The organism is Mycobacterium sp. NGS58, from assembly GCF_059812385.1.
On sequence record NZ_JCALCO010000004.1, the window covers coordinates 152,006 to 176,512 of the forward strand.

The window sequence follows — 24,507 nt, forward strand, 5'->3', positions numbered from 1 at the left end:
CCGCGCCACGCCGTCGCGGCCATGTGCCACCATGTTGCCTGGTGGGGCAATTTCTCTGGTACATACCGAATACCGTCGAGCCGGGCCATCGAGGCGACGACACCGTCGATGGCTGGGGAAGCCTGGACTATTCGGTCGACTTGGCGCTGCGCGCCGAGCAGCACGGCTGGGAAGGCGCGCTGATCGGCACCGGCTGGGGGCGGCCGGACACTTTCACCGTCGCGACCGCAATCGCCGCGCGCACCAACAACTTCGCCCCCCTGGTCGCGGTCCGCCCCGGCTACTGGCAGCCGGCGCATTTTGCCAGTGCGGCGGCGACGCTGGACCGGCTCAACGACGGGCGGCTGTTGATCAACATCGTGAGCGGCGCCGACGACTTGGCCGCCTACGGCGACACCGAAGTCGACAAAGCACGGCGCTACGACCGCACCCGCGAATTCATGCGGCTGGTTCGCAGGTTGTGGAGCGAGGACGACGTCACCTTCCGCGGCGAGTTCTTCACCGTCGAACACTCGACGCTGCAGCCGCGCCCGCTCGGTGCGGCCGACGGCCGGTTCCCGAAGCTGTACTTCGGCGGCGCATCGGCGACCGCCGAGCAGGTCGCCGCGACCGACGCGGACGTCCAACTGTTCTGGGGCGAGTCACTGGACGGGATCGCCGAACGCATCGACAGGCTTAAGTCGTTGTCCGACAAGCTCGGTCGCGAACACGCGCCGCTGGAATTCGGTCTTCGGGTGACCACACTGGTGCGCGACCTCCGAGCAGGCGTGGCACGACGCCGAGGCGAAGGTCGCCAGGCTGGCCGGCACGCCGCCCATGCTGCTGCTGCACGACCCGGCGGGGTCCGAGGGGCAGCGGCGGCTCAACGACCTTGCCGGGCGCGGAGAAGTGCTTGATTCCTGCCTGTACACGACGCCGAGCAGATACGGCGGGGAGGGCGCCGGCACGACCTGGCTGGTCGGCTCGGCCGTCGAAGTCGCTGACGCGTTGCGCAGATACGCCGACCTCGGGGTCAGCCATTTCGTGTTGTCCGACACCCCGTACACGTCCGAGACGGTCAGGCTGGGCGACGAGTTGTTGCCGCTGCTGCGCCCCACCGCCGTGCCGGACTGAGGGCGTCAGAGCAGCGCGAGCCCGACGCCCGCCGCGCTCGCCAGACACATCGACGGCCCATGGGGTACCGCGGCCGTGCCGTCTGCAGAATCGCGAAGGCGGGCGAGGGCCCCGACCACCGCGGTCAGCAGCGGCGCCCCCAACGCGGCCAGAAACCACACGCCGACGCCGAAGCAACCTGTCAGCGCGCCCACACCGAGCGCCAGCTTGACGTCACCGGCGCCCATGCCGCGCGGCGCCGCGCAGTGCACCGCCAGGTAGACCGCGGTCAAGGCCGCGGCTCCAGCCAGCGCCGGTAGCCCGCGCCCGGCCAAAGTCGCGACGGCCAGCACCGCCGCGGCCCCGGTCAGCGTCAGGGCGTTGGGCAGGCGCCGTTCGCGGAGGTCATAGCAACTCAGCGCCGCCAACCAGGCCAACACCAGACACGCCGTCGCGATCCGCATGCGCGGCAGGCTAATCCGGTGCGGCCACCGCGCAAGTCATGGCCTCGCGGGGCGCGGGCAGCCCGGTGAACTGTTCCACCTGCGCGAAAGCCTGGTGCAGCAGCATCTGCAGACCGCTGACCACCCGGCCGCCGGCGGCGCTCACCGCGGCGGCCAGCGGCGTGGGCCACGGATCGTAGACGGTGTCCAGCAGCACACCGATGCTGTCGAAGGTGCCGGCATAGCGCTCGGCCACGTCCGCCGGGATGGTGCTGACCAGCACCTCGGCGCCCGCCACCTCGTCGATCAGCCCGTCGCCGTCCAGGTCGCAGAACCGGGTCGGCACGCCCAGTTGCTTGCCCAGGTCCACTAACCGGTCCGCCTTGCCGGCATTGCGGGCCACCACGGTGATACCGGCGACGCCCAGTTGGGCCAGGCCGGCGACGGCGGCCGGCGCGGTGCCGCCCGATCCACAGACGAGCGCCCATCCAGAAGCGCTGCCGAGCGCCCCGGCGACGCCGTCGATGTCGGTGTTGTCGGCCCGCCAGCCGGTCGGCGTACGCACCAGGGTGTTGGCCGAGCCCACCCGCTGCGCACGGTCGGTGCGCTCGTCGGCGAACCGCAGGGCGGCGAACTTGCCGGGCATCGTCACTGACACCCCGACCCATTCGGGGCCGAATCCGCCGACCACGCCCGGTAGCTGTTCGGCGTCGCATTCGATGCGGTCGTAGGTCCAGTCGGCCAGGCCGAGCGCGCGGTAGGCCGCCAGGTGCAACTGCGGGGATTTCGAGTGGGCGATCGGCTTCCCGAGCACAGCCGCCCTGCGAGAACCCGCGCTAGCGGGGCGTGCTGTCGAGGACACCGTTGTGCTTAGCCAGCTCGATGTTGGCCAGGTGTTGTTGATAGTCGCGGGTGAACAACGTCGTGCCCTGAGCGTCGATGGTGACGAAGTACAGCCAGTCCCCGGGCTCCGGGTGCTCGGCGGCGTGCAGCGCGTCGGTTCCGGGTGAACAGATCGCGGTGGCCGGCAAGCCCTGCGACACGTAGGTGTTCCACGGCGTCTTCTGGGCCCGGTCGGCGTCGCTGGTGGCCACCTCGCGGCGGTCCAGCGGGTAGTTGACCGTCGAGTCGAACTCGAGCGTGTGGTGGGCGTGCAGCCGGTTGTAGATGACCTGCGCGACCTTGGCGAAGTCCTGGGAGTTGGATTCCTGCTGCACCAGCGACGCCACCACCAGGATGTCGTACGGCGACAGGCCCATGGCCTGGGCGGTGTCCACCAGCCCGGACTTCACGTACTCCTCGGCGCCCGCCCCGATCAGGGTGGCCAGGATGGTCTCCGGCGAAGCGGACGGGTCGATGTTGAAGGTGCCGGGCGCGATCAGGCCCTCGATCCGGCGGTGGTCCTTGCCGAGCTCGCCGACGGGTTCGGTGGCCCATGGCGGCACCGCCAACGCCAGGGCGGAGCTGTTGGTCGCCGCCGCGCGCAGGTCCTCCGCCCGGACGCAGCGGGTGTCACCGTCGAGGTCCACACAGGTGGCTCGAGAGATCAGCGTCAGGATTCCCGGCGTCACCACGTTGGTCTTCATGTCGGTGGTGTCGTCGAGCTGACGGCCCTCGGGGATGACCAGCCGGCCCACCCGGCTATTCGGATCGGTCAGCCGTGAGACGGCGTCGGCCGCCGGGATTTCGGTGCGCATCCGGTAGAAGCCGGGCTGAATCGAATTGATGGCGCTGTTGCCGTGCGCGGCGTTGACGAACGCCCGCACCGTCTTGATGACCTGCTGTTTTTGCAGCGTCTCGCCGATGTTGGTGGTCGAGTCACCGGCCTGGACCTGGATCACCAGGTCTCGCTTGCCGCTACCGCTGTAGTCGTCACCGAGTCCGAACAGCGTGTGCCACAGCTTGCCGCCCGCGAACACGCCGGCGATCACCACCACGACGAACACCGCGAGCGCGACCTTGGCGGCGAAGCGCCGCCGACGGCCCCGCTTCGCCTGGTTGCGGGCGACGCGGGTCGACCTGCGCCGGGACGGCGCGCCCACCGCCTCCGGCTCGGCCCGCTCCCGCCGTGCGCTGTCAACCATCGCTGAGCTCCCCGGCCACCGCCGCGCGGCGCTGATCCAGCCAGCTCTGCAGGATCGCCACCGCCGCCGCCTGATCGATCACCGCACGCTGTTCCCTGGCCCGCACCCCGGCCGCGCGCAGCGAGCGCTGCGCGGCCACGGTGGTCAATCGCTCGTCGGCCAGCCGCACCGGAGTGGGCGCGATCCGCTCGGCCAACGCGTCGGCCACCTCGATCGCGTCCAGCGCCGACGGCCCGGTGCGATCGGCCAGCGTGCGTGGCAGCCCGACGACCACCTCGACGGCCTCGAGTTCGGTCGCCAGTGCGGCCAGCCGCCGCAGATGCTTGCCGTTGCGGTCGCGGCGGACGGTTTCGACGGGGGTGGCCAGGATGGCGTCGGGGTCGCTGCAGGCCACGCCGATGCGGACGCTGCCCACGTCGATGCCCAGGCGTCGTCCCCGTCCAGGGTCCTGGTGAGGATCGCCGGGCCGGTCAGGCAAGCGGTGCTGTGTCCAGGCCACTCAATCGACCCGCGCTATCACGGCGATCTCGGAACGCACCGCGTCTAGCGCCGCGTCGATGCCTGCCGGATCCTTGCCGGATCCCTGCGCCAGGTCGGCCTTACCGCCGCCACGTCCGTCGACGGTCGCTGCGAGCTGCTTGACCAGGTCGTTGGCGCGAAGCCCGAGATCTTGGGCGGCCGGGTTGGCGGCGACCGCGTACGGCACCGACCCGCCCCCGCCCTCGGCGATCAGCGCGACCACCGCGGGATCGCTGCCGAGCTTGCCGCGGATGTCGCCGACCAGGGAGCGCAGATCGGCCGCCGTCATCCCAGCCGACATCCGTTGCGCCACCACACGGACGTTACCGATGCGCTCCGCGCCCGCCGCGGCGTTGGTCGCGGCGGCCCGCGCGCCGGCCAGCCGGGCGCGTTCGAGCTCCTTCTCCGCCGCCTTGAGCCGCTCCACCAGGTTGGCCACCCGGGCCGGGACCTCGTCGGACGGCACCTTCAGCGAGGACGCCAGCCCCGCCATCAGCGCGCGTTCCTTGGCCAGGTGCCGGAACGACTCCAGCCCGACGTAGGCCTCCACCCGGCGCACCCCAGAACCGACCGACGATTCGCCCAGGATCGTCACCGGCCCGATCTGAGCCGAGTTGTGCACGTGGGTCCCACCGCAGAGCTCCAGCGAGAACGGGCCGCCGATCTCCACCACCCGGACCTCGTCGGGATAGGCCTCGCCGAACATGGCCATCGCGCCCATCGCCTTGGCCCTCTCCAACTGCTCGGTGAACGTGTGCACTTCGAAGTCGGCCTGCACGGCCTGGTTGGTCACCTCTTCGACCTGGGTGCGCTGGTCTTCGGAGAGCGGCCCCTGCCAGTTGAAGTCGAACCGCAGGTAGCCCGGGCGGTTCAGCGACCCGGCCTGAACGGCGTTGGGGCCCAGCACCTGCCGCAGCGCGGCGTGCACCATGTGGGTGCCGGAGTGGCCCTGGGTCGCCCCGCGGCGCCACTGCGGGTCGACCGCCGCGACGACGGTGTCGCCCTCCACGAATTCACCGGACTCGACGTTAACCCGGTGCACCCACAGGGTTTTGGCGATCTTCTGCACATCGGTGACCGCGGCGCGGGCGCTCTGTCCGGCGCCCGTCCCGCTGATCGTGCCCTCGTCGGCGATCTGCCCGCCGGCCTCCGCGTACAACGGCGTGCGGTCCAGCACGAGTTCGACCCGGTCGGCCCCTTCGGCGCCGTGGGTGACCACCGGGACCCGCTTGCCGTCGACGAAGATACCCAGAATCTTTGCCTCGGAAGTCAATTCGTCGAAGCCGGTGAACTCGGTGGGCCCCGCGTCGACCAGTTCCCGGTAGGCGGTCAGGTCGGCGTGCGCGTGCTTGCGCGCGGCCGCATCGGCCTTGGCGCGGCGGCGCTGCTCGGCCATCAATTCCCGGAAGCCGACTTCGTCCACCCGCAGGCCGGCCTCGGACGCCATTTCCAGCGTGAGCTCGATCGGGAATCCGTACGTGTCGTGCAGGGTGAAGGCGTCGGACCCCGAGATCGCTTTCGCGCCAGAGGCTTTGGTAGTACCGGCCACCTCGTCGAACAGCTTGGAGCCCGCCGTCAGCGTGCGATTGAACGCGGTCTCCTCGGCGACGGCGATGCGCCGGATGCGGTCGAAGTCGGCGACCAGTTCGGGATACGACGGGCCCATCGCGTCGCGCACGGTGGCCATCAGGTCACCGACGATGGGTCCCTCGATGTCGAGCAGCTTGGCCGAACGGATCACCCGGCGCAGCAACCGGCGCAGCACGTAGCCGCGGCCGTCATTGCCGGGCGTCACGCCGTCGCCGATCAGGATGGCCGCGGTGCGGCTGTGGTCGGCGATGACCCGGTAGCGCACGTCGTCGTCGTGGTTGCCCGCGTCGTACCCGCGCGGTGCCCGCGCCGCCGCGGTGTCGATGACGGGCCGCAACAGGTCGGTCTCGTAGACGTTGTGCACGCCCTGCAGGATGAACGCGACCCGCTCCACACCCATGCCGGTGTCAATGTTCTTGCGCGGCAACGGCCCCAGGATCTCGAAGTCGGCTTTGCCGCTGCCCTCGCCCCGTTCGTTCTGCATGAACACGAGGTTCCAGATCTCGATGTAGCGGTCCTCGTTGGCGATCGGACCGCCATCGACGCCGAACTCCGGGCCGCGGTCGTAGTAGATCTCCGAGGACGGGCCACACGGGCCGGGGATGCCCATCGACCAGTAATTGTCTTCCATGCCGCGGCGCTGGATGCGCTCCTCCGGCAGCCCGGCGATCTCCCGCCACAGTTGCACGGCCTCGTCGTCGTCGAAAAAGACTGTCGTCCAGATGCGTTCGGGATCGAGACCGTAGCCGCCCTGCTCGACGCTGTTGGTCAGCAGCGTCCACGCCAGTTCGATGGCGCCGCGCTTGAAATAGTCGCCGAACGAGAAGTTGCCGGCCATCTGAAAGAACGTGTTGTGCCGGGTGGTGATACCGACCTCGTCGATATCAGGGGTGCGGACGCACTTTTGGATGCTGGTGGCGGTCGAGTATTCGGGGGTGCGGGCGCCCAAGAAGTAAGGCACGAACTGAACCATGCCCGCGTTGACGAACAGCAGGTTGGGATCATCGAGGATCACCGATGCGCTCGGCACCTCGGTGTGCCCGGCCTTCACGAAATGATCAAGAAACCGTTTCCTGATCTCGTGTGTCTGCACTTTCGGAGTCCGCTTCTTCCTGTTACTTCGACGTCTGGATCCCAGCCTATTCGCCGGGACATGGGAAGCCGTCTAACGACGCATTTCGACCGCTCACAGTACCTGCCCCGATGTGACGGGCACCGGGCGCTAACCCTCCAGAAAACTCAGCCGGACCGAGCGTCGCGGATTGTCCCGGTTCAGGTCGACCAAGACGACGCTTTGCCACGTGCCCAGCATCGGCTCACCGGCCGACACCGGAACGGTCACCGACGGCGCGACGAGAGCGGGCAACACATGGTCGGCGCCGTGGCCCGCGGAGCCGTGCGAATGCCGGTAACGATCGTCGCGCGGCAGCAGGCGTTCGAGCGTGTCGACCAGGTCGTCGTCGGAACCGGCGCCCGTCTCGATGATGGCCACCCCGGCCGTGGCGTGCGGGACGAACACGTTGCACAGGCCGTCCCCTCGCGACCAGCAGAAGCCGCGCACCGCCTCGGTCAGATCGACTATTCGGCGGCGCGAGGTGTCGACGTCCAACACATCGGTATGCACCCGGCCCAGCCTACGGCGCGAGCGTCACGACCAGCCAATCCATTGTGAGTGCCGCCACAGCGACCAACGGCCGCCAGAAGCTTGCCGAAAGCGTTGCGGCGAGTAACCGGCAGGAGGAAGGTAGCGGGTGGGACCGGTGGCGCCACCGGGGCGCCGCCCCGATATAGGAGGGGCCAACCGTGTACGCACGCTCCACCACCATCCAGGCGCAACCCCTGTCGGTCGACATCGGTATTGCGCACGTTCGCGATGTCGTCATGCCCGCCCTCACCGAGATCGATGGGTGCGTGGGGCTGTCGCTGTTGGTCGACCGGCAGTCCGGCACCTGCATCGCCACCAGCGCGTGGGAAACCATGGACGCGATGCGCGGCAGCGCCGAGCAGGTCGCACCCATCCGGGACCGCGCCGCGCTGATGTTCGACGGCAGCGCGCGGGTCGAGGAATGGGACATCCCGCTGCTGCACCGCGACCACCCCTCCCGCCCCGGGGCGTGCGTTCGGGCCACCTGGCTCAAAGTGGTGCCGGACCAGCTGAACCGGTCGCTGGAGTTCTACCGGATGGCGGTGCTACCCGAGATGGAGAATCTCGACGGGTTCTGCAGCGCCAGCCTGATGGTCGACCACCCCGCCTGCCGCCGCGCCGTGACGTGCTCCACGTTCGACTCCATGGAGGCGATGGCCCGCAACCGCGACCGCGCCAGCGAACTCCGCAGCAGGCGGGTGCGCGACCTGGGCGCAGAAGTGATCGACGTCGCCGAATTCGAACTGGCGATCGCACACCTGCGGGTGCCCGAGCTGGTCTAACCGCGCTTGCGGCGGATGATCGCGCGCAGCCGGTCCAGCCGGCCTGCCATCTCGCGTTCACCGCCGCGGCCGGTGGGCCGGTAGTAGTCCACCCCTACCAGCTCATCCGGTGGATATTGTTGTGCGACAACCCCGTCGGGGTGGTCGTGCGAGTACCGATAGCCCTGCGCGTTGCCCAGGCCCGCCGCACCCGAATAGTGCCCGTCACGCAGATGGGGCGGAACCAGACCGGCTTTGCCGGCCCTGATGTCGGCCATCGCCGCGGCCAGAGCCGTGGTGACCGCGTTCGACTTGGGCGCGCTGGCCAGATGAATTGTGCAGTGCGCCAGGGTGAGCTGCGCCTCTGGCATGCCGATCAGCGCCACCGTCTGCGCGGCCGCGACCGCGACCTGCAGCGCGGTCGGGTCGGCCATGCCGATGTCCTCGCTGGCCAGGATCATCAGCCGGCGTGCGACAAATCGCGGGTCCTCGCCGGCGACCAGCATGCGGGCCAGATAGTGCAGTGCGGCGTCGACGTCCGAGCCGCGGACGGACTTGATGAAGGCGCTGATGACGTCGTAGTGCTGATCGCCGTCGCGGTCGTAACGCACGGCGGCCTCGTCCAGGGATTGCTCGACGGCCGCGACGGTCAACTCGCCGCCGGGATCGACCGCCTCGGCGGCCACCTCCAGCGCGGTCAAGGCGCGGCGGGCGTCACCGGCGGCCAGCCGCACCAGCAGGTCGACGGCGTCGGGCACCACCGTGATCTGACCGCCCAGTCCGCGCGGGTCCTCGATCGCGCGCTGCACCACGGTGCGAATGTCGTCGGCGCTCAGCGGCCGCAACTGCAGGATCAGCGAGCGCGACAACAGCGGCGCCACCACCGAGAAGCTGGGATTCTCCGTGGTCGCCGCCACCAGCAGCACCACCCGGTTCTCCACCGCGGACAACAGCGCGTCCTGCTGAGTCTTGGAGAACCGGTGCACCTCGTCGATGAACAGCACCGTCTGCTCCCCGGACAGCAGCGCCCGGCGGGCGGTATCGATCACCGCCCGTACGTCTTTGACGCCCGCGGACAGCGCCGAGAGCGCCTCGAACCGACGGCCGGTCGCCTGCGAGATCAGCGCGGCCAGCGTCGTCTTGCCGCTACCGGGCGGGCCGTACAGGATGGCCGACGCCACACCCGACCCCTCGACCAGGCGGCGCAGCGGGGATCCGGGCGCCAAAAGGTGGTCCTGGCCCACGACCTCCTCCAGCGAGGCCGGACGCATCCGGACCGCCAGGGGCGCATCGCCCGACACGCCCAGCCCATGATCGCTTGACTGCGGCGGGCCGGGCAGGTCAAACAGACCGTCGGACACGGCTTCAGGCATACCACGAAGCCGCGACACGGCGGCGACTCACGTGGCAGGGTCTGCGCGGCCGTCGGATACTTGTTAAGTTCTGCGACGCATGCCCAGAACGTCGACGACGTAGGAGCGGCCATGAGCCAACCCCCGGAGTACCCCGGCAATCCGATCGGGCCGCAAGGCAATCCTGAGCACTCCGGATACCCGCCGCCCGGTTACGGGCCGCCCCCCGGATATGGGCCACCACCCGGCTCCGCGCCGCCGCCCGGCTACGGCCCACCGCCCGGCTACGGCCCACCCCCCGGCTACGGGCCGCCACCGGGTTACGGCCCGCCTCCCCAGCAACCGGGTTACGGCGCGCCGCCGCCCGGCTACGGACCCCCTCCCGGCTACGGCCCACCCCCCGGCTACGGGCCGCCACCGGGCTACCCCGCGGGAGGCCCGCAGCGATTCAGCATCGGTGAAGGCTTCTCGTGGGCGTTCAACAAGTTCGGCAAGAACGCCGTCCCGCTGATCGTTGCCTTACTGGTGTACGCCGTCGTCGGGCTGATCCTGTACGGCCTGGTATTCGTGCTGGTAGGCGGGGGCGACGCCACGACGAGCAACGCCGACGGAAATTACGGCGCATCGTTTTCGGGAAGCATGGGCGGCGTCGGCGCGATCGTCCTGCAGATCGTCATTTTCGTCTACACCATCTTCGTCCAGGCGGCATTCCTGTCGGGCGCCCTCGACATAGCCGACGCCCGGCCGGTGACCGTCAGTTCCTTCTTCAAGCCGCGCCACTTCGGCAACGCGCTTCTGGCCGCGGCGCTGCTCAGCGTGATCACCGTGGCCTTGGACGCGCTGTCGCTGATCCCGCCGACGATCGTCTTCAACTTGGTGGCGCTGTTGGCCGTTGCGGTCTTCAGCTTCTTCGCGCTGTTCACCATCGCCTTCGCGATTGATCGCGACCTGCCGCCGATCGAGGCGCTGAAAGCAAGCTTCGCCACGGTCCGCTCGGACATCGGCAGCACCCTGCTGTCGTGGCTGGTGCAGTTCGCGATCGTGATCGTGGGCACCCTGCTGTGCCTCGTCGGGCTCGTCGTCGCCGCCCCGGTAGCGCTGTTGATCCAGGTCTACACCTACCGCCGCCTGTCCGGCGGAACGGTCGCGCCGTGAATCCCATGATCGACACCGTCGACTGAGGCGGCCCCGCTGCCTCAGTCGGGTTATCAGGCCGGCCCACCGATGACATTCGGCACCGGTGCACCGTCAGGGGCCGCCGCCACGGGCTATGACGCGGATCGCCTGCTCGCCGGATACCGCGCCGCGCGGGCCCAGGAGGCGCTCTTCGATCTGCGCCACGGTCCGGCAAGCGGCTACGACGAATTCCTCGACGCGGACGGCAGCGTCCGACCGGCGTGGGCCGAGCTGGCCGACGCCATCGCGGAGCGGGGCCGCGCCGGGCTGGAACGGCTGCGCTCGGTCGTGCACGACCTCATCGACAACGACGGCATCACCTACACCGACGTCGAGCCCGACGGTCGCGGCCAGGAGCCCAGGCCCTGGCAGCTGGACACGCTGCCGATCGTGCTGTCCGCCAGCGACTGGGAGGTGCTCGAGACCGGCCTGCTGCAACGGTCCCGGGTGCTCGACGCCGTGCTGGCCGACCTGTACGGGCCGCGCAGCCTGCTCACCGAAGGCGTCCTGCCCCCCGAGCTGCTGTTCGGCCATCCCGGGTACGTGCGCGCGGCCAATGGAATCGAAATCCCCGGGCGCCATCAGCTTTTCATGCATGCCTGCGATGTCAGCCGGCGCCCGGACGGCACTTTCGTCGTCAACGGCGATCGCACCCAGGCACCCTCGGGTGCCGGGTACGCGCTGGCCGACCGGCGCGTCGTCGCGCACTCGCTCCCCGACCTCTACGAGCGAATCGCGCCGCGGCCGACGACTCCGTTCGCGCAGGCGCTGCGGCTGGCGCTGATCGACGCCGCTCCCGATGACGCCCAGGATCCCGTCGTGGTGGTGCTGTCCCCGGGTATCTACTCGGAGACCGCGTTCGACCAGGCCTACCTGGCCACCCTGCTGGGCTTCCCGATGGTGGAAAGCGCCGACCTGGTGGTGCGCGACGGCATGTTGTGGATGCGTTCGCTGGGTACCTTGAAGCGCGTCGACGTCGTCCTTCGCCGGGTCGACGCGGAGTACACGGACCCGCTGGATCTGCGCGCCGACTCCCGGCTCGGGGTGGCCGGCCTGGTGGAGGCCCAGCACCGCGGGACGGTGACCGTGGTCAACACACTGGGCAGCGGGATTCTGGAAAACCCTGGGCTGCTGCGCTTCCTGCCCGCCATGGCCGAGCACCTGCTGTCGGAAACGTTGCGGTTGCCCACCCCCGGGATGTACTGGGGCGGCATCGCCAGTGAACGTTCACACCTGCTGGCGAATCTGCCGTCATTGTTGGTCAAGTCCACCATCGGCGACAAAACCCTTGTCGGGCCGACGCTTTCGTCTCACCAGCTGACCCGGTTGGCGGCCCGCATCGAGCAGATGCCGTGGCAGTGGGTCGGCCAGGAACTGCCGCAATTCTCGTCCGTGCCCACCGATCACGCCGGGGTGTTGTCCTCGGCGGGCGTCGGCATCCGTTTGTTCACCGTCGCCCAGCGCGGCGGCTACGCACCGATGATCGGCGGCATTGGTTACGTGCTGACCCCCGGACCGGCCGCGTATACGCTGAAAACCATTGCAGCAAAAGATGTTTGGGTGCGACCGACCGAGCGGGCACACGCCGAGGCGATCAGCCTTCCGGCGCCGGAGCCGCCGGCGAAGACGGCCGCCGGCACCTGGGGCGTCAGCTCGCCGCGCGTGCTGTCCGACCTGTTCTGGATCGGCCGCTACGGTGAGCGCGCGGAAAGCATGGCGCGGCTGCTGATCGTCGCCCGCGACCGGTTCCACGTCTACCGCCACCATCAGCACAGCGAGGAAAGCGAATGTGTGCCGGTGCTGATGACCGCGCTGGGCAGAATCACCGGAACGCCCGACAGCGACGGCGACCACGCCGAGCTGATCGCCACCGCCCCCTCCACGCTGTGGTCACTCACCCTTGATCCGAACCGGCCCGGCTCGCTGGTGCAATCGGTGGAGGGTTTGGCGCTGGCCGCGCGGGCGGTGCGCGACCAGATGTCCAACGACACCTGGATGGTGCTGGCCGCGGTGGAGCGGGCGCTGGCGCTGAAAAGCGATCCGCCCGAGTCGCTTTCCGAGGCCGACGCCTTGCTCACCGGAGCTCACGCCCAGACGCTGTCCGGCATGCTGACCCTGTCCGGGGTGGCCAACGAGTCGATGGTGCGCGACGTGGGCTGGACGATGATGGACATCGGGAAGCGGATCGAACGGGGACTGTGGCTGACGGCGTTGCTGCAGTCCACCCTCACCGTCGTCCGCGGCGCCGCGGCCGAACAGACCGTGATCGAGTCCACCCTGGTCGCGTGCGAGTCCTCGGTCATCTATCGGCGCCGCACGGTGGGCAAGATCAGCGTGGCCGCCATGGCCGAGCTGATGCTGTTCGACGCGCAGAACCCGCGGTCGCTCCAGTATCAGCTGGAGCGACTGCGGACCAATCTCAGGGACCTGCCCGGCTCCTCGGGATCGTCGCGCCCCGAACGGTTGGTGGACGAGATCGGCACGATGTTGCGCCGGTCCCACCCCGCCGAGCTCGAACGGGTCAGCGACGACGGCAGGCGCGCCGAGTTGGCGGAGCTGCTCGCGTCGGTGCACGCCGAGCTGCGCAACCTGGCCGAGGTCATCACCACTACCCAGCTGGCGCTGCCCGGTGGCATGCAACCGATTTGGGGTCCCGACGCACGGCGCGTGATGCCGGCCTAATTCCGTTCTCCGCTTTCATCTTTCACGCGTCCGAGGTGGCCCGATCCGCGGTGACGCCATGGTAGCGGTGCGGGTCGGGCAGTCGGCGGCGCCGCACCATGTGCACCAGCGCCAGGACCGACAGCGCGGCGGCGTAGATGCACCAGAGCGACGCGAACGCCTTCACGTAGAGGACGGCAACCACGATCAGCCCCACCAGGTTGGCCAACCCGAACACCACGATGGAGCGATAGCCCGACAGCAATGCCGGCCCGATGACCGCGATGACGTAGAGCACCGCCCACAGGTAGCCGTCGTGGACGCCGGTCTGGTACTGCAGTGCATGCGGGCCCTTCGTCGCTTCGACCGGCTCGGTGAGCACGACGACGGCGAGATAGACGGCCACGACGGCGCCGAGCACCGCGAAAGGCGCGACCCGCAGCCGCGCACCGCGCGGTTCCAGCATCAGGATCGCCCACGGGACCAGCGCGGGAAGAAGCGGCAGGGCGATGAAGACGTACGCACGCGTCGCCACGTGGGCCAGCCCGGGTGAAACGACGCCGTTGGGCCACACGGCCGCCTCGATCAATTGGTGGACCGCGAACACCGTCGGCAACAACGCAAACGGCACCTCGCGCCAGTGCCTCACCTCGCGCAGGGTCGCCACGGCGACCGGAACCAGGGTGGTGCCCACCACCAGATCCGCTGTGATCGAAAAGCACATCGCCGCAGGGTTCCCGTTTGTGCCGCTGCGAATCGGGCTTCGGCCCCGACCGCGCGACTCAGCCGGCGACCGAGGCCGGACCCCGCGACTCCGAGGTCACCTCGTCGACCACGGTGTAGAGGAACTTCATCTTCTCCAGCACGGCGGTGGGGAGCACGAACGGGTACAGGTCGTCGTGGCCCATCGACCGGTTCACCATGTTCAGCGACCACGACAACGGCAGCCACATGTCGATGATCGTCTGAAAAGCGCTGGGACCCAGGGCGGGCCGGTCGAAGGTGGCCGACGCCGGGGCCAGCCCGCACCACGCCGAGGTGTCCAGCGTGTCACGGATGTGCAGGTAGTGTGCGAACGTCTCGGCCCAGTCCTCGGCGGGATGCATGGTGGCATAGGACGATACGAAGTTCTCCTGCCAGCCCTCGGGAGCGCCCTCGCTGTAGTGGCGGTCGAGCGCCTCCTGGTAATCGGCTTCGTGGTCGCCGAACAGCTCGTTGAACCGCTCCACATAATCGGCGAACGGTGCGATCAGCCGGTAGTAGTAATAGTGCCCGATCTCGTGCCGGAAATGGCCCAGCAGCGTCCGGTACGGCTCGTCCATCTCGACCCGCAACTGCTCGCGGTGCGCGTCGTCGCCCTCTGCCAAGTCGATGGTGATGACGCCGTTTTCGTGCCCGGTCATCACCTGCTCGTGCGCGCTGGACAGCAGCCGGAAGGCCAGCCCGTAGTCGGGATCCTTGTCACGCCCGACGATCGGCAGCTTCAGTTCGTGCAGCTCTGCGATCAGCCTGCGTTTGGCCGCCTCGGCCCGGGCGAACTCGGCCATCCCGGTGGTGTCGGCGTCGTTGGGACGTTCGACCGTCAGCGCGCACGAGGGGCACAGCAGCCGGGGGTTGTTGACGGGGACCAGCCAATTGCATTCGGCAAGAAGCAAATTAGCGCACAGTTGATACTCGCTCGCGTGCACGAAGCCAGCGTGCTCGCTCGTGTCGTCCTGCGAGATCACCAGCAGAGCCATCTGGTCGAGCGAAAACCCCAGCGCGCTACCGCAATTGAGACAGGTGGAGTTCTCGAAGGTCAGGCGCTGACCGCAGTTCGGGCAGGTGAAATCACGCATGCAGCACATCGCCTTCGAAGGGCACCACGTCGACGGCGACGTCGATCACGCTGTGTTCGGAGTCGGTGTAGATGATGCCGCGCAGCGGTGGGACGTCCGCGTAGTCACGACCCCGGCCCACGACGATATAGCGCTCGTCGACCATCTGGTCGTTGGTGGGATCAAGCCCCAGCCACTCGAATTGGCCGGCCTGCTGCGGAGTCCACACGGCTGCCCAGGCGTGGGTGGCGTCGATGCCGATCATCCGATCCTTTCCAAGTGGCGGGTCGGTGGCCAGATATCCGGAGACGTAACTGGCCGCCAGCCCGTTGGCTCGCAGGCAGGCGATCGCCAGCCTGGCAAAGTCTTGGCATACCCCTTCGCGGGCGGCCAGAACCTCGTTGACCCCGGTGGAAATCGTCGTCGACCCCGACCGGTAGGTGAAGTCGGTGAAGATGCGCGACGCCAGGTCCCGCAGCACGTCGATCAACGGGCGTCCCGGGGTGAAGCTGGGCGCCGCGTAGTCCCGGATGTCGTCGGTGATCTCCGGCGGATTGAGGTCCAGGGTGAACTCGGTCGCCAACGCTGCGCCGGGTCCGATGGGCCGGGCCGCCTCCCACGGCTGCGCCGCGGAGCTATGGGAATCCGCGTGGGGCGGATAGACGTCGACGATGGAATCGCTGGTCACCTTCAGGGTGCGGTGCGGCTCGGTCACGTGGAAATAGGAGCTGGTGTTGCCGTAGCTGTCCACGCTGGTGGAGCTGTCGGCGGGCGCCGGTTCGATCATCAGCTGATGCGCGACGCAGCGCTGCCGCAGCGAGTCGCGCGGCGTGACAAACCCGCGCCCATACGAGCTGGTCACGATGTCGGAGTAGCGGTACTCGGTGCGGTGGGTCACCCGGTGCCGGCGAGCGGCCCCTTCGCCTGGTTCTGCTGGCAAGCGCTTCTCCCTCCTCACCGCTGATCTCATCACATGGCGGCCCCCCGCGTGGGGCGCGCGGAACTTCGCGTCACCGACCGTTTGCCAATCCGACGGCACGGGCGTCAAAACGGGAGCACAATCGTGTAGTGGCCACCTGGGGCGAGGTCGCCCGCATCGTCGGTGAGCTGGCACTCACCTCCGAGCCGTCACCACACGACTGGCGGGTCGGCAAGAAACTGCTGGCCTGGGAGCGGCCGCTGCGGCCCTCCGAGCGCGAGGCGCTGGAGCGCAACGGCCCGCGACCACCGCACGGCGACATTCTCGGGGTCCGGGTGTCCGACGAGGGCGTCAAGTTCGCGCTGATCGACGACGAGCCCGGGACTTACTTCACCACCCCGCATTTCGACGGCTATCCCGCCGTGTTGGTCAACCTGTCCGAAATCTCGGTGCGCGATCTCGAAGAGCTCATCACCGAGGCGTGGCTGACCCAGGCCCCCCGGAAGTTGGTTCAGGAGTTCCTGGCCGACTCGCGCTGAAGCGCTCAGGCGTGCCGAAGGTCGATGACGCGTTGCAGGTCGTCGATGCAGGCGCTGACGACGTCGGCGAGGATCACGTGCGTTTTCTCCTGCGCCCCGGACTGCATTTCCGCGGCGTGCTGGCGCGCCGACGCCGTGTATGCGCAGGCGCCGGCGGGATCGGAGTCGGCGAGGGCGGTCGCGGCCGCGAGTACGACCAGCACGGCGGGCACGGGATCCGGAAGGGGTTCGCGGCCGCCACTTGAGACGTCATCGGGGCCGGGCGTGACGGCGCGGGCCAGCTGCAGCACCGAGCCGGCCAGCAGGGCCACGTGCACGGCCTGATGATCGGCGGCCCGGATCGTGGTGCGCAGGCCCCAGCGTCGCGGCGCGATGGTGACGACGTGGCGAGCGGTGGTGCGCGCCTCGAGCAGCCCGCTGAGCTGTTCGTGCACCCGGTCGACGGCCGTCAGCGGCCAATCCGGCGGCGGGGCTTTGCGTCCGGCGGCGACGTCCGCGGCGCGCGACAGCACGCCGTGCAGCACGCCGAGCACGCCGACGCGGGCGTTGCGCAGGACCGTCAGCGGGTCGGCGGGAAACAGCAAAACGGCGAAGACGATGGCCACCGCACCACCGATCAGCGCGTCGAAGATGCGTTCCAGCCCGACGCCGCCGTGGTACAGGGCCAGCACCAGGATCGCGGACACCACCGTCTGGTTGGCGAACATCATCCCGTGCCCGATGAAGCCGCCCCCGATGAACACCGCGGCGGCCAAGGCCACCAGCGCGGCGACCGCGATGGGTAGCTCACCGGGCCCGAGCAGGCCCTGCACCAGCGAGCCCAGGCCGATCCCCAGGGTCACCCCGATCATCATCTGGACGGCCCGTTGAGCGCGCAGCACGTTGCTGGTCGACAGCGACACCGCGGCGGCGATGGGCGCGAAGAACGGCTGCGGGTGCTCGAGGACGTCGTGGGCCAGGTACCAGGACAGGCCCGCGGCCACCGCGGTCTGCACCAGGTTGAACCACACCACCCGCAGCCGCTTGCCGCCGGCGCGCGCGGCGGCGAGAACCACGGATGGCACCGCTCGCCGCGAACCGCCCACCGGCTAGGTCCGGTTTAACTCGAACAGCGGGATGACCCGGGTGGTCTTGGCCTGATATTCGGCGAAGCCGGGAGCGACTGCGGTGATCTTGTCGAACAGCTCTGCCCGTTCGTCGGCGGGAAGTTCCCGGGCGGCGACGTCGAACGTGTCGGTGCCGATCTCGACGCGCGCCTGGGGGTTGGCCCGCAGGTTGTGGACCCAGGCCGGACTGACCGGGGCGCCGGCGAAGGAGCCGATGATGATGAGTCTGCCGTCGACGCGGAAATACGCCAGCGGCGACACCCGCGGCTGACCCGACTTGGCGCCGGTCGTGTGGAGCAACAGCAGGTCGGCGTTGGCGAACTGGCCGCCGACCTTGCCGTCGTTGGCGCGGAACTCGTCGGCGATCGCCTTGTTGAACGCGTTGATCGTCTCGGTGTCTGGCATCTGTTCGGTCATGCCCCGTCAACCTTCTCCGGCTTGGCGTCTATTCCGGACTCCCCGCGAGGGCCCGTCGAGTAATCCAGCCAGCGGTCGTCAACGCTAGTCGCTCGTCGATTCGGGCACTCCACGGCACCCGGCAGTTTGCGTGATATTAAACACGTGTCCAAATGCCCGCGATAGCATCGGCAAGTCGGCGGTAGCGGACCTACCGCGGTCATCTCACCAGCAGAAAGGTGTGACTCATGAGGACGAAGGTCACCAAGAGACCTCTGCAAGCTGCCGCACTGGCCGTCGTGCTGATCGGGGTAATGCTGGGATCGTCGAGCTGCATCATGATCGAAGGCGGTGCCATCAGCTGCGCCGCACTTCGCGCCGGCTGCTAGTAGGCCTGGCCAATAAAACGACCGCTTGCCGGCAGGGACGCTCGACCGCCGCGGTCGCCAGTTCGGCATGTGGGGTGACGAAAGCGGCTGGTAACCCACCACACTCGGCCCGAGCTTGTTGGGGATCAGCGCGTGTGTCAGCTGCGCTCCGGCTTGGCGTCAATTCCGGACTCCTTGCGCTGCTGGGCGGTGATCGGCGCCGGTGCTTCGGTGAGCGGGTCCACGCCGCCGCCGGTCTTCGGGAAGGCGATGACCTCGCGGATGGAGTCGACTCGGGACAGCAGCGCGTTGATCCGGTCCCAGCCGAACGCGATCCCGCCGTGCGGGGGTGCGCCAAACGTGAACGCCTCCAACAGGAATCCGAACTTCTCCTGGGCCTCGGCGTGATCGAGGCCCATCACCGCGAACACCCGCTCCTGGATGTCGCGGCGGTGGATACGTATCGATCCGCCGCCGATCTCGTTGCCGTTGCAGACGATGTCGTAGGCGTCCGCGAGGACGTTGCCGGTATCGGTCTCGATGGCGTCCTCATGGCCGGGCTTGGGTGAGGTGAACGCGTGGTGCACGGCGGTCCATGCCCCCGACCCGACGGCGACGTCGCCGGCGGCGGTCGCATCGCCGGCGGGCTCGAACAGCGGCGGGTCCACCACCCAGACGAACGCCCACGCTTGCGGGTCGATCAGGTCCAGCCGGTGGGCGATCTCACCGCGGGCCGCGCCCAACAGCGCCCGCGACGGCTTGGCGGGGCCCGCCGAGAAGAAGACGCAGTCCCCCGGTTTCGCCCCGACGTGGGCGGCCAGACCGTCGCGTTCGGCGTCGGACAAGTTTTTGGCGACCGGACCGCCCAGCGTGCCGTCCTCGGCGATCAGCACGTAGGCCAGCCCGCGGTGGCCGCGCTGTTTGGCCCATTCCTGCCAGCCGTCCAGTGTGCGCCGCGGCTGCGACGCCCCACCGGGCATCACCACGGCACCGACGTACGGCGCCTGGAAGACACGAAATGTGGTGTCTTTGAAGAACTCTGTGCAGTCGACTAGCTCGAGCCCGAAGCGCATGTCGGGCTTGTCGGAGCCGAACCGTCGCATCGCGTCGGCGTAGCTGATCCGCGGGATCGGCGTCGGGATCTGGTAGCCGATCAACGCCCACAACGCGACCAGGATCTCCTCGGAGATGGCGATGATGTCCTCGGCGTCGACGAAGCTCATTTCCATGTCGAGCTGGGTGAACTCGGGCTGGCGGTCGGCGCGGAAATCCTCGTCGCGGTAGCACCGGGCGATCTGGTAGTAGCGCTCCATCCCGGCCACCATCAGCAGCTGCTTGAACAGCTGCGGGCTCTGCGGCAATGCGTAGAACGAGCCCGGATGCAGTCGGGACGGCACCAGGAAGTCGCGGGCCCCTTCGGGCGTGGAGCGGGTGATGGTCGGGGTTTCGATCTCGACGAAATCGTGTTGCGCGAGCACCGACCGAGCGGCGGCATTTACGTTGGAGCGCAGGCGGATTGCGGCGGCCGGGCCATCACGGCGCAGGTCCAGGTAGCGATACTTCAGCCGCAGCTCCTCGCCGGCGGGTTCGTCGAGCTGGAACGGCAGCGGGGCGCTCTCCCCGAGCACGGTCAGCGACGTGACGTTGACCTCGATGTCGCCGGTGGCGATCTCGGGGTTGGCGTTGCCCTCGGGGCGGATCTCGACCCGACCGGTAACGGCGACGCAGAACTCGGCGCGCAGCCGGTGCGCCTGGGCCAGCACCTGTCCTTCTTCGAGGCCCTCGCGGAACACCACCTGGGCGATCCCGGAGGCGTCGCGCAGGTCGATGAAGATGACGCCGCCGTGGTCGCGGCGACGGGCCACCCAGCCCGCCAGCGTCACCTGCTGCCCGGCGTCGCTACTGTCCAGCGAACCCGCGGCGTGACTGCGCAGCACAAAACACTCCCTTTCACCTGGCTTGAACGAGTGACCAGTCTAAAGGAGGTAATTTCGGTGGCATCGCCACAGACGCTGCTACCAACATCGCCCTGGTCGGTCCCGGAGCCGTCGGCACGACGGCCGCCGCGCTGCTGTACCGGGCGGGCCATTCGGTCATGGTGTGCGGTCGCACCCCACGCGACGCCATCGAACTGCGGCCCGACGGGGCCGACCCGATCGTCGTTCCCGGGCCGGTGCGCACCGATCCCGCCGAGGTGGCCGGGCCGGTGGACGTCGTGCTGCTGGCCGTCAAGGCGACCCAGAACGACGCGGCGGCCGGCTGGCTGGCCCGGCTGTGCGACGTCCACACCATCGTTCTAGTGCTGCAGAACGGCGTGGAGCAGGTCGAGCAGGTGCAGCCGCACTGCCCGCTGTCCCCCGTCATTCCCGGGATCGTGTGGTACTCGGCCGAGACCCAGCCCGACGGCTGGGTGCGGTTGCGCACCGAGGCGGCCCTGGTCCTGCCCAGCGGGCCAGCCGCGGAGACCATCGCCGGACTGCTGCGCGGCGCCGGCTGCCGGGTGGACTGCGACCCCGACATCATCACCGCGGCCTGGCACAAGCTGCTCACCAACGCACTGGCCGGGTTCATGGCGCTGGCGCGGAGGCGGTCCGGGATGTTCCGCCGCGACGACGTCGCCGCGCTGTCGCGGCGGTATGTCGCCGAGTGCCTGGCCGTCGCTCGGGCCGAGGGCGCCAGGCTGGCCGACGGGGTGGCCGACGCATTGGTCGACATGTTCCGCAACGTCGCCGAAGACTTGAGCACGTCGATCCTGACCGATGCGGAACAACACCGGCCAATGGAATGGGACATCCGCAACGGCGTGATCATTCGCAAAGGCCGGGCCCACGGCCTGGCCACGCCGATCAGCGACGTCGTCGTGCCCTTACTGGCCGCGGCCAGCGACGGCCCCGGCTAAGTTATTTGTCATGTTCCCCTGCGAACGCGTCGATACGAGCTTCACCGACACCGCACCGTTCCGGTTCAGCAACAGCGTCGACCTGGCCATCACGCCCGAGCAGCTGTTCGAGGTGCTTGCTGACGCGCAGTCCTGGCCGCGGTGGGCGAAGGTGATCACGAAGGTCACCTGGACCAGCCCCGAGCCGCGCGGCGTCGGGACCACCCGCGTCGTCGAGATGCGCGGCGGCCTCGTCGGCAACGAAGAATTCCTCGCCTGGGAACCCTTCACGCACATGGCCTTTCGGTTCAACGAATGCTCGACCCGATCCGTGGCGGCATTCGCCGAGGATTACCGGGTGGAGGTCATCCCGGGCGGCTGCCGGCTGACGTGGACGATGGCCCAAAAACCGGCCGGCCCGGCGAAACTGGCCATGGCCGTGGTGGGCCCGCTGCTGAACCTGGCCCTGCGCCGCTACCTGCGCAACCTGCGCACCTACACCGACTCCCTTGCGACCCGGCAACGTTAGGAGAGCGCCATGACCTTCAACGAGGGCATGCAGATCGACACCAGCACCGCGTCTTCGTCCGGTGGGGGTGGGATGGGAATGGCCGTCGGGGGTGGCGGACTCGGGCTGCTCATCCTCATCGGTGCGCTGTTACTGGGCGTCGACCCCGGTCGCGTGATGAACCAGCAGCCGCAGACGAACACCGGCGGTTACTCGGCACCCGGCTTCGACCTCAGCCAGTGCAAGACCGGCGCCGACGCCAACAAGTACGTGCAATGTCGCGTGGTTGCCACGGGCAACTCGGTGGACGCGGTGTGGCATCAGCTGCTGCAGGGTTACACCCGGCCTCGCGTGCGGCTGTTCACCGGATCCGTGGAGACCGGCTGCGGACACGCGACCACCGCGGTCGGGCCGTTCTACTGCCCGGTGGACAAGACCGCGTATTTCGACACCGACTTCTTCAAGGAGCTGGTCGACAGATTCGGTTCCAGCGGTGGGCCGTTCGCCCAGGAGTATGTGGTCGCCCACGAATACGGTCACCACGTGCAGAACCTGCAGGGCCTGCTGGGCCGCTCGCAGCAGGGCGCGCAGGGCGCCGGCGGCAACGGCGTGCGCACCGAGCTACAGGCCGACTGCTACGCCGGGATCTGGGCGCATTACGCCTCCACGGTCAAGCAGGAGAGCACGGGTGTGCCCTATCTGGAACCGTTGAGCGACAAAGACATTTCCGATGCCCTCTCCGCCGCCGCATCGGTGGGCGATGACCGCATCCAGAAGGAATCCACCGGGCGGGTCAATCCCGAGTCCTGGACACACGGTTCGTCGGAACAACGGCAGAAGTGGTTCACCATCGGATACCAGACCGGCGACCCGAACAAGTGTGACACCTTCTCCGCGCCGGACTTGGGTTAGCCGAACGACGTTCTAGGCGAGCAAGGCCCGCAACTCGGCGCGGCCCTGCTCGTCGATCGGCAACAGCGGTGCGCGGGGGTCGCCGACTCCGAAATCGAGCAGCTCCAGGCCGGCCTTCACGGTGGTGGCCAGCCCGCCCGCGACGATGAAGGTGAGCAACGGCTTGAGGTCGTCGTAGAGCTTTTGAGCCGTGTCGAGTTCTTGTGCACGCACCGCCTCGTACAGGTCGATGCAGGGCCGTGGCCGCAGATTCGGTGCGGCCGTGCACCATCCGGACGCTCCGGCCTTCAGTGCGTCCAGCACCAGCGGGTTGCTGCCGTTGTAGAAGGGCAGCCGGTTGCCGGACAGTTCGGCGATGCGCTGCATGCGGGTCAGGTCACCGGTGGATTCCTTGACCATGGTGACGTTGTCGATGCTTTCGAACATGCGCACCAACAGTTCGGGAGGCATGTCGACGCCGCTGGTGGCCGGGTTGTTGTAGGCCATGATCGGAATGGAGATGGCGTCACTGATGCTGCGGTAATGCTGGAAGATCTCCCGCTCGGTGAGCTTCCAGTAGGACACCGGCAGGATCATCACCGCGTCGGCCCCGGCCTGCTGCGCGTAGCGGGCGCGCCGAATGGTCTTGGCGGTGGTCACATCTGAAACGCCGACGATCACCGGGACGCGGCCGGCGACGGTGGCGATGGTGGTGTCGACGACGGTGTCGAATTCGGGTTCCTCGAGGTACGCCAGCTCGCCCGTGCTACCCAGCGGGGCGATCGCGTGAACATCGGCGGAGACCAGCCGCTCGACCAGTGCGGCCAGCCTTTCGGCGTCGATGCCCTGTTCGGAAAACGGAGTGACCGGGTAGGCGATGATGCCGTGGATCTTGGGCTGAGACGCATGTGCCACGGAGGTCTCCTCGGATTGCGTTGGCGGATAGCGGGTTCAGTTGGTCAATACATCGGGATGCCGGGCCAGGGCGCGGCGGGCGTAGTAGGCGAAGTTGGCGCGGCTGCGCTGCGGTGACAGCGTCCAGTCGTGGGCTTCGCGGGCAAGCTCGTCGGGAAGTTCCTTGACGGTGCCGGCGGCCATGGCGGCCAACTGAAGCTTGGCGGCACGCTCGATGAGGATTCCCAATGAGCACGCCTCCTCGACGCTGGCACCGGCGATGACGTGGCCATGGTGGGCGAGCAACACCGCTTTCTTGTCGCCGAGGGCGGCGCTGATGATCTCCCCTTCTTCGTTGCCGACCGGCACGCCCGGCCATTTCGGCAAAAACGCACAGTCGCCGTAGAGCGGCGTGGTGTCCATGTGCGAGACGATCAGCGGGACTTCCAGCATCGACAGCGCCGCCACGTGGAACGCGTGGGTGTGCACGATGCATTGGACGTCGGGCCGGGCGCGATAGATCCAGCTGTGGAACCGGTTGGCGGGGTTGGCGATTCCGTCCCCGTCGAGGACATTGAGGTCCTCGTCGACCAGGAGCAGGTTGCCGTCGGTGATCTCGTCGAATCCCAGGCCCAGCCGCTGGGTGTAGTAGGTGCCGTCGGCCTCGGCGCGCGCGGTGATCTGCCCGGCCAGCCCCGAGTCATGCCCGGCGTCGAACAACGCCCGGCAGGTCAGAGCCAGCTTTTGGCGGGTGGTCAATTGCGAATCGGTGACGTTCGCGGTCAACTGCTCGGCGGCCCGGCGCATCAGCTCGGACTTCGAATCGGTGAACGTGCTGGCCATAATCGGCTCCTCAAGAGATGACACA

23 protein-coding genes and 1 pseudogene are annotated in these 24,507 nt (G+C 68.6%); 9 read left to right on the forward strand and 15 right to left on the reverse strand.

The genetic code is table 11. The features are described 5' to 3' along the window. Nucleotides 1-41: 41 nt before the first annotated feature. Nucleotides 42-1,113 (forward strand): annotated as a pseudogene (locus AC5Y4H_RS05940) (LLM class flavin-dependent oxidoreductase). 5 nt (nt 1,114-1,118) lie between these two features. Here AC5Y4H_RS05940 and AC5Y4H_RS05945 read toward each other — a convergent pair. The 6 genes from AC5Y4H_RS05945 to AC5Y4H_RS05970 all read right to left on the reverse strand — a co-directional run bounded on the left by AC5Y4H_RS05945 (nt 1,119) and on the right by AC5Y4H_RS05970 (nt 7,340). Further along, nucleotides 1,119-1,556: a prepilin peptidase gene (locus AC5Y4H_RS05945; RefSeq protein ID WP_499979383.1), complete on the reverse strand. Its 438-nt coding sequence runs from the start codon at nt 1,554-1,556 to the stop codon at nt 1,119-1,121. Nucleotides 1,557-1,566: 10 nt separating this feature from the next. Beyond that, nucleotides 1,567-2,397: a shikimate dehydrogenase gene (locus tag AC5Y4H_RS05950; RefSeq protein WP_499979385.1), complete on the reverse strand. Its 831-nt coding sequence runs from the start codon at nt 2,395-2,397 to the stop codon at nt 1,567-1,569. Next, the gene (gene mltG, locus AC5Y4H_RS05955) at nt 2,372-3,619 is read right to left on the reverse strand and encodes an endolytic transglycosylase MltG (protein WP_499979387.1); all 1,248 of its coding nucleotides are present in this window, start codon (nt 3,617-3,619) and stop codon (nt 2,372-2,374) included. The genes AC5Y4H_RS05950 and mltG overlap by 26 nt, the downstream gene beginning before the upstream one ends. Further along, nucleotides 3,612-4,118 carry a Holliday junction resolvase RuvX gene (gene ruvX, locus AC5Y4H_RS05960; protein WP_499979388.1) on the reverse strand — a complete coding sequence of 169 codons (507 nt, stop codon included), beginning with the start codon at nt 4,116-4,118 and terminating at the stop codon, nt 3,612-3,614. The genes mltG and ruvX overlap by 8 nt, the downstream gene beginning before the upstream one ends. Then, entirely contained in the window at nt 4,119-6,821 is a 2,703-nt protein-coding gene (gene alaS, locus AC5Y4H_RS05965) for an alanine--tRNA ligase (RefSeq protein WP_499979390.1), read from the reverse strand. A 129-nt stretch (nt 6,822-6,950) separates the two neighbouring features. Beyond that, nucleotides 6,951-7,340 carry a secondary thiamine-phosphate synthase enzyme YjbQ gene (locus tag AC5Y4H_RS05970; RefSeq protein ID WP_499979580.1) on the reverse strand — a complete coding sequence of 130 codons (390 nt, stop codon included), beginning with the start codon at nt 7,338-7,340 and terminating at the stop codon, nt 6,951-6,953. A gap of 191 nt (nt 7,341-7,531) precedes the next feature. Here AC5Y4H_RS05970 and AC5Y4H_RS05975 point away from each other — a divergent pair, with 191 nt between their 5' ends. Then, entirely contained in the window at nt 7,532-8,155 is a 624-nt protein-coding gene (locus AC5Y4H_RS05975; protein WP_499979392.1) for a hypothetical protein, read from the forward strand. Here AC5Y4H_RS05975 and AC5Y4H_RS05980 read toward each other — a convergent pair. Further along, nucleotides 8,152-9,507 carry a replication-associated recombination protein A gene (locus tag AC5Y4H_RS05980; RefSeq protein ID WP_499979393.1) on the reverse strand — a complete coding sequence of 452 codons (1,356 nt, stop codon included), beginning with the start codon at nt 9,505-9,507 and terminating at the stop codon, nt 8,152-8,154. The two genes, AC5Y4H_RS05975 and AC5Y4H_RS05980, sit on opposite strands and share 4 nt — an antisense overlap. A gap of 111 nt (nt 9,508-9,618) precedes the next feature. Here AC5Y4H_RS05980 and AC5Y4H_RS05985 point away from each other — a divergent pair, with 111 nt between their 5' ends. After that, the gene (locus AC5Y4H_RS05985; protein ID WP_499979395.1) at nt 9,619-10,641 is read left to right on the forward strand and encodes a hypothetical protein; all 1,023 of its coding nucleotides are present in this window, start codon (nt 9,619-9,621) and stop codon (nt 10,639-10,641) included. Nucleotides 10,642-10,710: 69 nt separating this feature from the next. Beyond that, nucleotides 10,711-13,344: a circularly permuted type 2 ATP-grasp protein gene (locus AC5Y4H_RS05990; RefSeq protein WP_499979396.1), complete on the forward strand. Its 2,634-nt coding sequence runs from the start codon at nt 10,711-10,713 to the stop codon at nt 13,342-13,344. 22 nt (nt 13,345-13,366) lie between these two features. On the opposite strand, the gene AC5Y4H_RS05995 is transcribed toward AC5Y4H_RS05990, so the two are convergent. The 3 genes from AC5Y4H_RS05995 to AC5Y4H_RS06005 are packed head-to-tail and all read right to left on the reverse strand — an operon-like array spanning nt 13,367 to nt 16,080. Then, complete coding sequence (locus AC5Y4H_RS05995) at nt 13,367-14,047, reverse strand: DUF6629 family protein (RefSeq protein ID WP_499979397.1); 681 nt, start codon at nt 14,045-14,047, stop codon at nt 13,367-13,369. 58 nt (nt 14,048-14,105) lie between these two features. Beyond that, nucleotides 14,106-15,161 carry a zinc-binding metallopeptidase family protein gene (locus tag AC5Y4H_RS06000; RefSeq protein WP_499979398.1) on the reverse strand — a complete coding sequence of 352 codons (1,056 nt, stop codon included), beginning with the start codon at nt 15,159-15,161 and terminating at the stop codon, nt 14,106-14,108. Continuing rightward, on the reverse strand, nt 15,154-16,080 hold the full coding sequence (locus AC5Y4H_RS06005; protein ID WP_499979399.1) for a transglutaminase family protein: 927 nt from the start codon (nt 16,078-16,080) through the stop codon (nt 15,154-15,156). The genes AC5Y4H_RS06000 and AC5Y4H_RS06005 overlap by 8 nt, the downstream gene beginning before the upstream one ends. Nucleotides 16,081-16,208: 128 nt before the next feature. Here AC5Y4H_RS06005 and AC5Y4H_RS06010 point away from each other — a divergent pair, with 128 nt between their 5' ends. Further along, complete coding sequence (locus AC5Y4H_RS06010) at nt 16,209-16,598, forward strand: MmcQ/YjbR family DNA-binding protein (protein WP_499979400.1); 390 nt, start codon at nt 16,209-16,211, stop codon at nt 16,596-16,598. Nucleotides 16,599-16,603: 5 nt separating this feature from the next. Here AC5Y4H_RS06010 and AC5Y4H_RS06015 read toward each other — a convergent pair whose 3' ends face one another. Beyond that, on the reverse strand, nt 16,604-17,683 hold the full coding sequence (locus AC5Y4H_RS06015) for an FUSC family protein (protein ID WP_499979402.1): 1,080 nt from the start codon (nt 17,681-17,683) through the stop codon (nt 16,604-16,606). Nucleotides 17,684-17,686: 3 nt separating this feature from the next. Then, on the reverse strand, nt 17,687-18,121 hold the full coding sequence (locus AC5Y4H_RS06020) for a nitroreductase family deazaflavin-dependent oxidoreductase (protein WP_499979403.1): 435 nt from the start codon (nt 18,119-18,121) through the stop codon (nt 17,687-17,689). 227 nt (nt 18,122-18,348) lie between these two features. On the opposite strand from AC5Y4H_RS06020, the gene AC5Y4H_RS06025 reads away from it, so the two are divergent. Next, nucleotides 18,349-18,489, forward strand: coding sequence for a hypothetical protein (locus AC5Y4H_RS06025; protein ID WP_499979404.1), 141 nt, complete (start codon nt 18,349-18,351; stop codon nt 18,487-18,489). A gap of 137 nt (nt 18,490-18,626) precedes the next feature. Here the strand turns inward: AC5Y4H_RS06025 and aspS are convergent, their stop codons facing one another. Then, nucleotides 18,627-20,405: an aspartate--tRNA ligase gene (aspS, locus tag AC5Y4H_RS06030; RefSeq protein WP_499979406.1), complete on the reverse strand. Its 1,779-nt coding sequence runs from the start codon at nt 20,403-20,405 to the stop codon at nt 18,627-18,629. Between the two features lie 62 nt (nt 20,406-20,467). On the opposite strand from aspS, the gene AC5Y4H_RS06035 reads away from it, so the two are divergent. From AC5Y4H_RS06035 to ypfJ, 3 genes are read left to right on the forward strand one after another with little or no spacing between them, the layout of a single operon-like run. Beyond that, the gene (locus tag AC5Y4H_RS06035; protein WP_499979581.1) at nt 20,468-21,367 is read left to right on the forward strand and encodes an oxidoreductase; all 900 of its coding nucleotides are present in this window, start codon (nt 20,468-20,470) and stop codon (nt 21,365-21,367) included. Nucleotides 21,368-21,377: 10 nt separating this feature from the next. Then, nucleotides 21,378-21,875: an SRPBCC family protein gene (locus AC5Y4H_RS06040; protein WP_499979407.1), complete on the forward strand. Its 498-nt coding sequence runs from the start codon at nt 21,378-21,380 to the stop codon at nt 21,873-21,875. 9 nt (nt 21,876-21,884) lie between these two features. After that, entirely contained in the window at nt 21,885-22,766 is an 882-nt protein-coding gene (ypfJ, locus tag AC5Y4H_RS06045; protein ID WP_499979408.1) for a KPN_02809 family neutral zinc metallopeptidase, read from the forward strand. Nucleotides 22,767-22,778: 12 nt separating this feature from the next. Here ypfJ and AC5Y4H_RS06050 read toward each other — a convergent pair whose 3' ends face one another. Further along, nucleotides 22,779-23,660, reverse strand: a complete 882-nt coding sequence (locus tag AC5Y4H_RS06050; protein ID WP_499979409.1) for a dihydrodipicolinate synthase family protein — start codon at nt 23,658-23,660, stop codon at nt 22,779-22,781. 36 nt (nt 23,661-23,696) lie between these two features. Further along, entirely contained in the window at nt 23,697-24,482 is a 786-nt protein-coding gene (locus tag AC5Y4H_RS06055; RefSeq protein ID WP_499979411.1) for an aldolase, read from the reverse strand. Between the last annotated feature and the right edge of the window lie 25 nt (nt 24,483-24,507).